At 73.3% G+C, this 11,561-nt stretch carries 9 protein-coding genes and 1 rRNA gene; 5 read left to right on the top strand and 5 right to left on the bottom strand.

Translation table 11 applies throughout. The annotated features are described in order from the left end of the window. Positions 1-66 precede the first annotated feature (66 nt). The 4 genes from GL263_RS12355 to mtnA are packed head-to-tail and all read right to left on the bottom strand — an operon-like array spanning position 67 to position 5,572. A complete protein-coding gene (locus GL263_RS12355) occupies positions 67-1,896 on the bottom strand; it encodes an LpqB family beta-propeller domain-containing protein (RefSeq protein WP_182855709.1) in 1,830 nt (609 codons plus the stop codon). Next, complete coding sequence (mtrB, locus tag GL263_RS12350) at positions 1,886-3,787, bottom strand: MtrAB system histidine kinase MtrB (protein ID WP_182855708.1); 1,902 nt, start codon at positions 3,785-3,787, stop codon at positions 1,886-1,888. Before mtrB ends, GL263_RS12355 begins: the two co-directional genes overlap by 11 nt. Before the next feature lies 1 nt (position 3,788). Beyond that, on the bottom strand, positions 3,789-4,466 hold the full coding sequence (mtrA, locus tag GL263_RS12345) for a two-component system response regulator MtrA (RefSeq protein ID WP_143647745.1): 678 nt from the start codon (positions 4,464-4,466) through the stop codon (positions 3,789-3,791). Then, positions 4,463-5,572, bottom strand: a complete 1,110-nt coding sequence (gene mtnA / locus GL263_RS12340; RefSeq protein ID WP_182855707.1) for an S-methyl-5-thioribose-1-phosphate isomerase — start codon at positions 5,570-5,572, stop codon at positions 4,463-4,465. Before mtnA ends, mtrA begins: the two co-directional genes overlap by 4 nt. 111 nt (positions 5,573-5,683) lie before the next feature. Here mtnA and GL263_RS12335 point away from each other — a divergent pair, with 111 nt between their 5' ends. From GL263_RS12335 to GL263_RS12315, 5 genes are all read left to right on the top strand, one after another. Continuing rightward, entirely contained in the window at positions 5,684-6,910 is a 1,227-nt protein-coding gene (locus GL263_RS12335; protein WP_182855706.1) for a DUF7847 domain-containing protein, read from the top strand. A gap of 10 nt (positions 6,911-6,920) precedes the next feature. Beyond that, the gene (locus GL263_RS12330; RefSeq protein WP_323379366.1) at positions 6,921-7,649 is read left to right on the top strand and encodes a DUF4129 domain-containing protein; all 729 of its coding nucleotides are present in this window, start codon (positions 6,921-6,923) and stop codon (positions 7,647-7,649) included. Positions 7,650-7,741: 92 nt separating this feature from the next. Beyond that, on the top strand, positions 7,742-9,049 hold the full coding sequence (locus tag GL263_RS12325; protein WP_182855710.1) for a DUF4350 domain-containing protein: 1,308 nt from the start codon (positions 7,742-7,744) through the stop codon (positions 9,047-9,049). After that, a complete protein-coding gene (locus GL263_RS12320; protein ID WP_182855705.1) occupies positions 9,046-10,011 on the top strand; it encodes an AAA family ATPase in 966 nt (321 codons plus the stop codon). The genes GL263_RS12325 and GL263_RS12320 overlap by 4 nt, the downstream gene beginning before the upstream one ends. An 18-nt stretch (positions 10,012-10,029) precedes the next feature. Next, positions 10,030-11,340: a DUF58 domain-containing protein gene (locus GL263_RS12315; protein ID WP_182855704.1), complete on the top strand. Its 1,311-nt coding sequence runs from the start codon at positions 10,030-10,032 to the stop codon at positions 11,338-11,340. A gap of 97 nt (positions 11,341-11,437) precedes the next feature. Here the strand turns inward: GL263_RS12315 and rrf are convergent. Beyond that, positions 11,438-11,554 (bottom strand): 5S ribosomal RNA (gene rrf / locus GL263_RS12310). Positions 11,555-11,561: the final 7 nt, after the last annotated feature.

Raw genomic sequence — 11,561 nt, 5'->3', positions numbered from 1 at the left:
GCTCCACCCCGTCCCCACCTCGCGGGCCGCCGCCCGCCACGGCCGCCGGGGCCGGCCCGGGCGCGGTCAGCCCGGGTAGACGGGTGCGGAGCCCTTGTCGGTCACCGCCTGCCAGCTGCCGTCCCTGCGCGGCAGCCGGACTATGCCCTCCTGCGAGTCGGCGAGCAGCGGCTTCTCCTCGTCCTCCGAGGCGGCTATGCCCCGTACGTTGTTCACCCCGGGCAGCGTCGGCGGGATGCCCGCCGAGCCGTCCGTGGAGACGACCCGGAGCTGCTGGACGCCGCCCGGCTCCTTGCCCACCAGCACCAGCCGGCTGCCGCCCGCCCAGGACACGGCGGTGACGTCCTCCAGGCGGGGCGCGGCCGGCCGCAGCGCCGTCACTCTGACCACCGGCTCACCGCCCCTGGTGTGGCCGCGCTCGATGCGGCCGAGCCTCAGCGTCGTGCGGTCGTCCTCCCGGAGCAGCAGCGCGACGCGTATGCCGTCGGCGGCGACCCGCAGCGACTCGATGCGCGCCGAGCCGATGCCCGGCGCCTCCACCGTCTCCGGCTCGCCCTGCCCGCGCGTGAAGCGGAGCAGCCGGGGCCGCTCGGGGTCCCGGTCGGCCACCCACAGGTCGCCGAGCCCGTCCCAGCTCGGCGCGGTGAGCCGGTCCTCCGGACGCTTTCCGGCGCTGGTGAGCACCGGCTCGCCGTACTGGGCGTCCGAGGACAGCGGGGCCACGTACAGGGCGCTGCCGTTGGCCAGCACCCCGGCGCCCATGCTCTCGTCGCGGCTGACCGCCACGGCGCTCAGCGTCACGTGGCCGCTGCCGAACGGGCCGTCCACCGGGCGGCCGGGGCCCTCGTCGTCCCCGGTGGCGATCAGCCGGCTGGCGTCGTCGAGGTAGTACTGCCGGGCGGCCGGGCCGTTGAGCAGACCCGGCGCGAACGCCTGTGCCTCCTCCCGGCCCGTCTCGCACAGCTCGCCCTCGCCGTCCCGCAGCGTGACCCGCTGCACCCGGGCGGAGGACTGCTGGTCCACCGTGTGCAGCAGCTGGGCCGCCATCCGCGTGCAGCGCTGCGCACCGACGGATACGCGCTTCCCCCGACCGGACGGACGCAGCTCGACCTCCAGGCCGCCCGACTCGTCCAGACTCAGCTGCTGGTCCGGTTCCAGTCGCAACCCCTCGGGGAACGCCGAGGTGACAACCGGCTTCAGCCAGTCCGCCGGCCCCTTGAGCAGCGTCGCGACCGTCTCCGTCATGGGCTCGATCCGGCGGCGCAGGTACACCGGCTCGGCCACCAGCACGTTGCGCCCGAACCGCACCGCGCCCGACTCGGCGCCCAGGTCGGCGAAGTAGTAGGTGTTGACCGAGCGGTAGATCCGCTCGAAGTCCGGCTCCCCCATCACCAGGCCGTCGGGGAGCTTGTCGATCCGCCACTCGCCCTTCACCTGCGTGAGGTGCAGCCGGTCCAGGTAGCGGCCCTCGCTCGGGGTGTAGGCGTTCTTCTCGTCCACCTCGGCGACCCGGGTGCCGGTGACCTCGACCGTGTAGCCCTGGCCGTCGCTGTCCGCCCGCACCCCGTCGGGGGCCACCTCGGGGCCGCCGGCGACGATCGTCGTGCGCGCGAACGGCTTCCAGCGGGCCGCCTCCTCCGGGGTGAGGTACTTGCGGGCGGTGCCGAAGTCGGCCTCCTCGCTGGTGGTCGCCTCCAGGAAGCCCCGCACTATCTGCCGGGGCAGCTCGCCCTTGCGGGGGCTGACGCCGAAGACGCGCACCTGGGAGTCGGCGTCGGAGCGCTGCGGGGCGTCGATCTGCTTGACTCCGCCGTCCGACGGCATGGACGCGCAGCCGGCCAGCAGCAGCCCGCACGCGGTCAGCACCGCCACCGCGCGGTGTCGCTCAGCTCGCATGGTCGTCGCCCTCCTCCGCGCCGCCGGATCCCTCGCCCGTGGGGCGTCCGGTGGCCGTGTCACCGCCGTCCCGCTGCCGGGGCGCTCCGGCCCTGGAGCGGTGGCGACGGGAGTCCGCCGGCTCCAGCGGCAGCGGCGAGGCCCGAAGCGTCTCACCCGCCGTGCGCGGCAGCGTCAGCAGGAACTGGGAGCCCCCGCCCGGCTCGCCCCACGCCTGGAGCCAGCCGCCGTGCAGCCGCGCGTCCTCCAGGGCGATCGACAGGCCGAGGCCCGTACCGCCCGTGGTCCTCGCCCGGGCCGGGTCGGCCCGCCAGAAGCGGTTGAACACCCGCTGGGCCTCGCCCGGCTTCAGCCCCACACCGTAGTCCCGCACCGCGACGGCGACCGCTCCCTCGCCGCTGGCCAGCCGGACCACCACCTCGTGGCCCTCGCCGTGCTCCACGGCGTTCACCACGAGGTTGCGCAGCACCCGCTCCACGCGCCGGGCGTCGGCCTCCACCATCACCGGCTGCTCGTCGCCGAGCACCACCAGCGGCGAGCCCTTCGCGTCGGCGAGCGGCTGCGCCCCCTCGACCACCCGCGTCACGACCTCGCGCAGGTCGGTCGGGTCGGCCTCCAGGGCCGCCGCGCCCGCGTCGAACCGGCTGATCTCGAGCAGCTCGGCGAGCAGCGACTCGAACCGGTCGAGCTGTCCGAGCAGCAGCTCGGCCGAGCGCGCGGTGACCGGGTCGAACTCGTCCCGGGCCTCGTGGATCACGTCCGCCGCCATGCGTACCGTCGTCAGCGGCGTCCGCAGCTCGTGGGAGACGTCCGACACGAAGCGGCGCTGCATCCGGGACAGCTCCTCCAGCTGGCCGATCTTGAGCTGGAGGTTCTTCGCCATCTTGTTGAACGCCTCGCCCAGCCGTGCGATGTCGTCCTCGCCGCTGACCTTCATCCGCTCCTGGAGGCGGCCCGCCGCCAGCCGCTCGGAGATGCCCGCCGCCATCCGCACCGGCGTGACCACCTGGCGCACCACCAGCCAGGCGATGGCGCCCAGCAGGGCCACCAGGAACACACCGGCCGTCGCGAGCGTGCCCTTGACCAGGGCGAGCGACTTCTCCTCCTGGGTGAACGGGAACAGGTAGTACAGCTGGTAGGGGTTGCCGTTGGCGTCGGCCAGCCGCTTGCCGATGATCAAAGCGGGTTGGGAGTTGTCGTGGGTGCGGACGATCCTGCCGTACTGCTGATGGGTGCGCGGGTCCTCGTCGAGGGCCGCGCGCAGCTCCGCCGACACGCTCTCCTCCGGGCGGACGTCGCCGGAAGCCCGGGGGCCGCGCGTGTTGGTGTTCTCGTCGCCGACAAACGGCGTGGCGTTGGTGTCGGAGCTGAGCGCCACCACCGAGTAGACGCCCTGCCCGCCGCTGGCCAGCTGCTGCACCAGCTGGGTCAGCCAGGCCCCGGAGTTCTGCACGGCGCGGCTGCCGCTGTCGCCGCCGCGACCGCCGTCGGCCGCGCTGTCGGCCATCTCGGTCGCCACGGCGAAGCCGCCGGCCGCCTGGCTCTGCGCGGCCTGCTGCTTGGCGTCGAGCAGACCGTTGCGGACCTGGCCGATCACCACCAGGCCGAGCAGCAGCACCACGGCGATTGACATGAGCAGCGTCGCGGCGACCACCCGGAGCTGGATGTTCCGCCGCCACAGCCGCATCAGCTGGAGCAGCGGCCGCCGGACCAGCCGCACGAACATCCGCACCATCGGGTGCGCGCGACTGCCGGTGGCGCCCTCGGGCAGCAGGCCGTCCCTCAGGAGCCGGGTGCCGCGCACGCGCGCGCCGAGCGCCGCCGCGGCCAGCCGCCCACCGGCCGCAGGCTCCGCCTTCGCGCCCGGCGGTACGGAACCAGGGCCGGTCATGTCAGTTCGGTCCGGCCTTGTACCCCACGCCGCGAACCGTGACCACGATCTCGGGACGCTCCGGGTCCTTCTCCACCTTGGAGCGCAGACGCTGGACGTGCACGTTGACCAGTCGGGTGTCGGCGGCGTGGCGGTAGCCCCACACCTGTTCGAGCAGCACCTCGCGGGTGAACACCTGCCAGGGCTTGCGGGCGAGCGCGACCAGCAGGTCGAACTCCAGCGGCGTCAGCGCGATGGACTGCCCGTCCCGCTTCACCGAGTGGCCGGCCACGTCGATGACCAGGTCACCGATGGTCAGCTGCTCGGGGGCGGGCTCCTCCGACCGGCGCAGCCGCGCGCGGATACGGGCGACCAGCTCCTTCGGCTTGAACGGCTTGACGATGTAGTCGTCGGCCCCGGACTCCAGGCCCACGACGACGTCGACGGTGTCGCTCTTGGCGGTGAGCATGACCACCGGCACACCGGACTCCGCCCGGATGAGGCGGCACACCTCGATGCCGTCCCGTCCGGGCAGCATCAGGTCGAGCAGCACCAGGTCCGGCTTGACCTCACGGAACGCGGCGAGCGCCTTGTCACCGTCCGAGACGAACGACGGTTCGAAGCCTTCGCCGCGCAGCACGATGCCGAGCATCTCCGCCAGAGCGGTGTCGTCGTCGACGACAAGAACGCGTCCCTTCATGAGTTCATCATCCCATTGCCCAATCGTGACGTTCTCCCCGGCGGAGAACAGAGGTCGGCAAGAGCGTCTCCGGTCACCGGGGAGACCACGCCTGCTTCCGTGACGATAGCCGTCACCAGCTCCGGAGGCGTGACGTCAAACGCGGGGTTGTAGGCCCGAGCGCCCAGCGGCGCGACCGGCGTCCCCGGGACGGGCTCGGTGACCTCGTGCCCGGAACGTTGCTCAACCTCTATCAGCGAACCCGTGCCCGTGGCCAGATCGACCGTACTCGTCGGCGCGACGACAACAAACGGTACGTGGTGGTAGCGGGCCAGCACCGCCAGCGGGTAGCTGCCGATCTTGTTCGCCACCGAGCCGTCGGCCGCGATCCGGTCGGCGCCTATCAGCACGGCGTCCACCTCACCGGCCGCGAAGAGCGAGCCCGCCGCGTTGTCGGGCAGCACGCTGTAGGGCACGCCCTCCCGCGCCGCCTCGTACGCCGTCAGCCGGGAGCCCTGGAGCAGCGGCCTCGTCTCGTCCACCCACAGGGTGCGCACCTCACCGGCCCGGTGCAGCCACCACACCACGGCCAGCGCCGTGCCGGCGCCGCCGGAGACAAGCCGGCCGGTGTTGCAGTGGGTGAGGAGCCGCAGCCCACCGCCGGGCACCAGTTCGCGCAGCAGCTCCGCGCCCAGCACCGCCATGCGTTCGGCCGCCTCCGCGTCCTCCGCGTGGACGGCCCGCGCCTCCTCCAGCGCCGCCCGAGCCGCGGCCTCCGGCGTTCCGCCGGCGTCCAGGGCCCGCCCGTGGGCCTCCAGAACCCGCCGGACACCCCAGGCCAGGTTCACCGCGGTCGGCCGCGCCGCGGCGAGCTTCCTGGCCGACTCCTGCACGTCGAAGCCGCGCGCCGCGGCCAGCGCCACCCCGTAGCCGCCCGCGATGCCCAGCAGCGGCGCGCCGCGCACCCGCAGCTCACGTATCGCCTCCACCAGGGCGGGCACGTCGGTGCAGAGGAACTCGACCTCCTCCCTCGGCAACCGGGTCTGGTCCAGGAGCGCCACCACCGGACCCTCTGGCAACTCCACCCAGCGGAGGCTGGGGACGGGACTCGCATCCTGATCGGGCATCGCCCCAGTCTGCCCCCTCCTCCGCGCGTTCGGGCGGGCCGGAACACATCGGATCGGCCCCCGTGGGAACATGACAGGCAACCAGTGCCGCATCGTCCGAGGTGAGCAGCAGTGAACGAGTCTCCGGGCTGGACCTCGCCCGGGTCGTCCCCGTCCGAGCCCACAGGTCCCTCCAAGGACAACAAGCAGCAGCCCACCGGCTGGTCGGCGCAGCAGCCCCCGACCGGGCAGCCGACGTCGTGGCCGCAGCCCGGCGGTTGGAACGCGCCCGGCCAACCCCCCGGCGGCCCTGGCCCCGGCGGACACTGGGGGCCGACCTGGCAACAGGCACCGGCCGCCAAGCCGGGCGTGATCCCGCTCCGCCCGCTCGGCGTCGGCGAGATCCTCGACGGCGCCGTGTCCACCATGCGCGCACACTGGCGACCGGTGCTGGGCATCGCGCTCGGCATCGCGATCCTGGCCCAGATCGTCGCGACGGGCTCTCAGGCGCTGTGGTTCCGCGGCAACGAGGCGCTGGCCGAGGTGAACCGCAACCCCGATGTCGCCCCGAGCGTGGTGCTCGAAGCCTACGAGCGGGAACTCCAGTCGCAGATCATTCCCGCCATCGCCAGCATGCTCGCCGTGGTGGTGGCCACCGCGATACTCACCATGATCGTCTCCCGCGCGGTGCTCGGCCGTCCGGTGACCCTCGGTCAGGCCTGGCAGGACGCCCGGCCGCTGCTCCTGCGCCTGCTCGGCCTGTCGCTGCTGGTCAACCTGATCGTCGTCGGCGTGATCCTCGTGTGCATGGGGCCCGGAATACTGCTGCTCGCCGCGGGCGGCGGCGCGGGAGCCGGGGCGCTCACCGTGCTCGGCTTCTTCGGCGGCGCGGTCCTGGCGGTCTGGCTGTGGGTCCGCCTCTGCCTCGCCGCGCCGGCCCTCATGCTCGAGAGGCAGGGCGTGCTCTTCGCGCTGCGCCGCTCGGCGAAGCTGGTCACCGGTGCCTGGTGGCGCACCTTCGGCATCCAGCTGCTGGCGCTGGTCTTTGTCATGATCCTCAGCCTGATGATCACGATCCCGGCCACCGTCGTCGCGGCCCTCTTCGGCGACGGCGACGTCCTGGAGAACCTCACAGGCGGTACGGCCGAGTTCTCCTGGTCGACCGCGCTTGTCATGGCCGTCGCCTCGATCATCACCTACACCCTCGCGCTGCCGTTCACCGCCGGCGTGACGGCGCTGCTCTACATCGACCGCCGCATCCGCCGCGAGGCGCTCGACCTGGAACTGGCCAGGGCCGCCGGGGTGCCCGGCCACGGCCCTGACGAGCAGCCGCCGAACAACCCGCCCGCGAACCCCTAGGCCGGAGGCGGTGAACGGGGTGACGTACCGCGCGGCGCTCTTCCGCCACCACGCCGCGCCGGCCCTGCCCGGGCGCGAGAACGACGAGGTGCCCGTCGAACTCGGGCGCCGGGCGGCCCGCGAGGCCGCCGAGCGCGAGCTGTCCAAACCGGAGTACCGCGAGCACGAGCCCGGCCCCCTGCGGCGAGCCTTCGGCTGGCTGCTCGACCAGCTCGAACGGCTGCTGTCCGTCGGCGCCGACGTCACCCCCGCCGGCTGGGTCGGCATGGCCGCCGTACTGCTGCTGGTGGCTGTCCTGATCATCGCCGTCCGCCTCCGCCTGGGCCGGCTGCGCCGGACGACCGCCGACAGCCGGGCCACGCTCTTCGTCGACACTCCCGCCACCGCCGCCCGACACCGCGCCGCGGCCGAACGGCTGGCCGCGGAACAGCGCTGGAGCGAGGCCGTCCAGGAGCGGACCCGCGCTCTCGTACGTTCCCTGGAAGAACGGACCATCCTCGCCCCCCGGCCGGGCCGGACCGCCGACGAGGCGGCCGCCGAGGCCGGCGACGCACTCCCCTCCCTCCGCGCCGAACTCCGCCTCACCGCCCGAAGCTTCGACGAGGTCACATACGCCGGCCGGGAAGCGGACGCCGCCGCGTACGCGCGCGTCCGCGACCTCGACCAGGCGCTCACCCGCACCGCACCGCGGCCCCTGCCGCAGTCCACGACGGCCGGCACGCCGGGAGCCGCGCCGTGACCACCCCCGCCGCCGAGACGGACACGTCCACAGCAGCGGTCCGCCCCGCGGGGACCGACCTCACCGACCCCCGCCCGCCGGTCGCCGGCGCGCTGGGGCCGACCCCGGGGCAACGGCTGCGCCGCGCACGCGGACTGGTGATCGGCGTGGTGATCCTCCTCCTGGCGGGCACGGCCCTGGCCCTCCTCCGCTCCGGAGAACAACGCGGCCTGCTCGACCCCCGGTCCGCCGAGCCGCGCGGCAGTCGCGCCACCGCCGAACTCCTCAAGGAGCGCGGCGTCGAACTGACCGTGGTCACGACCACCGCGGAGGCAAGCGCCCCGGCCGGCCCGGACACCACACTCCTCGTCACCCGGCCCGACCTGCTCGGGCCCGGCCAGCTGACCACCCTGCGGTCCGCGACCTCGGGACGCGGCGGGCGCCTTGTGCTGCTCGGTGCGGACCAGGACGCCACCCGCACACTCGCCCCGGGCACCCGGCCCGTCGGTCAGGCGCCCGTCGAAGCGCGCGAGCCGGACTGCGACGCCGACTTCGCCCGCCGCGCGGGCGGAGCGGAACTCGGCGGCCACACCTACGCCGTCTCGGCCGAAGGCGCCACCAGCTGCTACCCGCACGACGGGCTGCCGAGCCTCGTCCTCCAGCCGGACCGCACGGGCCCCGGCGACACCGTCCTGCTCGGTACACCAGAACCGCTGTACAACAACCGCCTCGCGGAAGCTGGCAACGCCTCGCTTGTCCTGCAACTGCTCGGATCCCGCGACCATCTTGTCTGGTACCTCCCTTCCCTCGCCGACCCGGCGGCGGACCGCGAGGAGGAGCAGTCCCTCCTCGACCTGCTGCCGGCCGGTTGGCGTTTCGGCGCCCTCCAACTGGCGCTCGCCGTCGTGCTGACGGCACTGTGGCGGGCACGCAGGCTGGGGCCGCTGGTTCACGAGGACCTGCCTGTCGCCGTGCACGCCTCGGAGACCGCCGAGGGACGCGCCCGGCTCTACCACCAGACCCGCGCCCGCGACCGGGCGGCCGACTCCCTGCGGCACGCCGCCCGGACGCGCCTCGCCGGACTGCTGAGCGTGAGCCCCGGCGACGCCCACACCCCCGAGGTGCTGCTCTCCTCTCTCGACACCCGCCTACGCGCCACGGACAACGCGGTCGACGCGCTTCCGCTGCTGTTCGGCCGCGCTCCCCTCGACGACGCCGCACTCGTCCGTCTCGCCGACGGCCTCGACGACCTGGAGCGCCGCGTCAATCCCGCCCCGCAGCAGGCCCATCAGCCGCCTGCCGACGGACCGGGCAGCGACCAGCGACGCCACGCCCGCCGCGACTCCGACCGGCCGACCACCGCCCGCGCCGCCACGGACCCCTCGACCCCCGACCGCGCAGACAAGGACGGACTCTCGTGACCGCCATCGCCTCGGACAGCCCCCGCGCCGCGCTCGAAGCGCTCCGCACGGAGATCAAGAAGGCCGTGGTCGGCCAGGACGCGGCGGTCACCGGCCTGGTTGTCGCCCTCCTGTGCCGAGGACACGTCCTCCTGGAAGGCGTACCCGGCGTCGCCAAGACCCTGCTGGTCCGCACGCTCGCCGCGGCGCTCCACCTGGAAACCAAGCGCGTCCAGTTCACCCCCGATCTCATGCCCAGCGACGTCACCGGGTCACTTGTCTACGACGCCCGAAGCGCCGAGTTCTCGTTCCAACCGGGTCCGGTCTTCACCAACCTCCTTCTCGCGGACGAGATCAACCGCACCCCGCCCAAGACCCAGGCCTCCCTGTTGGAGGCGATGGAGGAGCGGCAGGTGTCCGTGGACGGCCTTCCCCGCGACCTCCCCGAGCCCTTCCTCGTCGCCGCCACACAGAACCCGATCGAGTACGAGGGCACGTACCCCCTCCCCGAAGCCCAACTCGACCGCTTCCTGCTCAAGCTGACACTTCCGCTGCCCTCCCGCGAGGACGAGATCGGCATGCTCACCCGTCACGCCGAGGGCTTCAGCCCGCGCGACCTCGCGGCGGCCGGCGTCCGCCCGGTCGCCGGGCCGGCCGAACTCGACGCCGCACGCGAGGAGGTCGCCGCGACCTCCGTCACCGCCGGTGTCACCGGCTACATCGTCGACCTCTGCCGGGCCACCCGGGACTCGCCCTCCACCGCCCTCGGAGTGTCACCGCGCGGTGCGACCGCCCTCCTTTCCACCGCCCGCGCATGGGCCTGGCTCAGTGGCCGCGACTACGTGACGCCCGATGACGTGAAGGCCCTCGCCCTGCCCACCCTCCGCCATCGCATCCAGCTCCGGCCCGAAGCCCAGATGGAAGGCGTCACGTCCGACAGCGTGATCCACTCGATCCTGGCCAACGTCCCCGTACCGCGCTGAATCCGAGGGGCGCTCTCCATGGCGATCACCGGACGTGCGGCGCTGCTCGCCGCCTCCGCCGCTCTTCTTGTCGGCCTGCTGGTCCCCAGCTGGAACGGGGTACTGGCCGTCCAGCTCGTCCTGCTGTTCGCAATCCTGTACGACCTCGCGCGCGCCGCGCCAGTGCGGCCACTGGCCTTCACCCGTTCAGACGACACGATCGTCCGTCTTGATGAGTCCGCATCAGTCGAACTGTCCATCACGAACCCGTCCGATCGGCCACTCCGGGCCCTGGTACGCGACGCCTGGCCCCCCAGCACCCACGCGCGGACACTCGACAACGCCTCCGCGAGACAGCGCCTCACCGTCCCCGCCGGCGAACGGCGGCGCCTCACCACCGTGCTGACGCCGAGCCGGCGAGGAGACCACCACGCGGACCGCGTGACCGTGCGTTCCTACGGTCCCCTCGGGCTCGCCGCACGCCAGGCCAGTCACGCCGTCCCGTCAAAGCTCCGGGTTCTGCCCGCCTTCCCCAGCCGCAGGCACCTGCCCGGCAAACTCGCGCGGCTGCGGGAACTCGACGGCCGCATGAGCGCACTGACCCGCGGTGAGGGCACGGAGTTCGACAGCCTCCGCGAGTACGTGCCCGGCGACGACACCCGGTCGATCGACTGGCGGGCCTCCGCCAGACAGTCCCTGATCGCCGTCCGCACGTGGCGCCCCGAGCGTGACCGCCGCATCCAGCTCGTCCTGGACACCGGCCGCACGGCAGCCGGGAGGGTCGGCGACGTGCCGCGCCTCGACGTCTACATGGACGCCGCGCTTCTCCTCAGTGCGGTGGCCCTGCGCGCCGGCGACCACGTCGACCTCGTGGCCTACGACCGCCGGACCAGAGCCACGGTCCAGGGACGGTCGGGCCCGTCAGCCCTCGCCGACATCGTGTCCGCGCTCGCGCCGGTGGAAGCCCAACTGGTCGAGTCGGACCCGCGCGGCCTGGTCTCCGCGGCACTCACGGGCTCGCGCCGCAGATCGCTTGTTGTCCTCTTCACCGGGCTCGACGCGGCGCCGGTCGAGGAGGGTCTGCTGCCCCTGATCCCGCAGCTCACGAGTCGGCACACGGTCCTCGTCGCCGCGGTGGCCGACCCGGCCATCGAGGAGATGGCCGGGGGCCGGGGCACGGTGGAGGCCGTCTACGGCGCGGCGGCAGCCGAGCAGAGCCGCCAGGAACGCCGGCTGGTCGCCGAACAGCTCCAGCGCCACGGTGCCGTAGTCGTCGACGCGGAACCGGACCACCTGGCCTCTCGACTCACCGACACCTACCTCTCGCTGAAGGCAGCCGGGCGCCTCTGAGGAATGGAAGCCAGGAGGGACAGGGCGGACACGCGTCCTTGCCGTAAAACGCGTTGAGGCCCTGCCGGTAAACCGGCAGGGCCTCAACTCACTATTTGTTCGGCGGCGTCCTACTCTCCCACACGCTCCCGCATGCAGTACCATCGGCGCTGACAGGCTTAGCTTCCGGGTTCGGAATGTAACCGGGCGTTACCCCATCGCTATGACCACCGAAACACTAT

Source organism: Streptomyces durbertensis, from assembly GCF_014156695.1.
Lineage (GTDB): Bacteria > Actinomycetota > Actinomycetes > Streptomycetales > Streptomycetaceae > Streptomyces > Streptomyces durbertensis.
The sequence above is the reverse complement of the archived record's forward strand: the minus strand, read 5'-3'. Positions and strand labels throughout refer to the sequence as shown.

Coding starts and splice junctions, on each gene's coding strand:
- GL263_RS12315 (WP_182855704.1), top strand. CDS start 10,030: ATGGCGATCACCGGACGTGCGGCGCTGCTCGCCGCCTCCGCCGCTCTT.
- mtnA (WP_182855707.1), bottom strand. CDS start 5,572: ATGCCCGATCAGGATGCGAGTCCCGTCCCCAGCCTCCGCTGGGTGGAG.
- mtrA (WP_143647745.1), bottom strand. CDS start 4,466: ATGAAGGGACGCGTTCTTGTCGTCGACGACGACACCGCTCTGGCGGAG.
- GL263_RS12355 (WP_182855709.1), bottom strand. CDS start 1,896: ATGCGAGCTGAGCGACACCGCGCGGTGGCGGTGCTGACCGCGTGCGGG.
- mtrB (WP_182855708.1), bottom strand. CDS start 3,787: ATGACCGGCCCTGGTTCCGTACCGCCGGGCGCGAAGGCGGAGCCTGCG.